The following is a 257-nucleotide window of genomic DNA, read 5'->3' as shown; positions in this document are numbered from 1 at the left end:
CCTGCGACAGTGGTACGCGCTTGTCCTGCTCGCCATGCAGGATCAGCACCGGCACCTTGACCCGGTCGGCGTAGCGGATCGGCGAATGCGCGTCGTAGGCGGCGCGGTTGGCCAGCGGATCGCCGAAGTAGCCGGGCAGGTAGTCGGGCGTGTCGGTGGTCAGCGCCATCGCGCCGATGTCGATCACCCCGGCGCCGACGATCGCGGTCCTGAAACGGTCGCTGTGCGTCACCGCCCAGGCCGACATGTAGCCGCCG

1 protein-coding gene is annotated in these 257 nt (G+C 69.6%); it reads right to left on the bottom strand.

The window, feature by feature from the left end; translation table 11 throughout:
- The coding region (locus R0J87_RS22140; protein WP_498889007.1) for an alpha/beta hydrolase family protein at positions 1-257 on the bottom strand (257 nt) is incomplete at both ends.

This window comes from Halomonas sp. SIMBA_159 (genome assembly GCF_046536035.1).
Lineage (GTDB): Bacteria > Pseudomonadota > Gammaproteobacteria > Pseudomonadales > Halomonadaceae > Vreelandella > Vreelandella venusta_A.
This window is presented reverse-complemented; position numbering and strand designations above follow the sequence as displayed.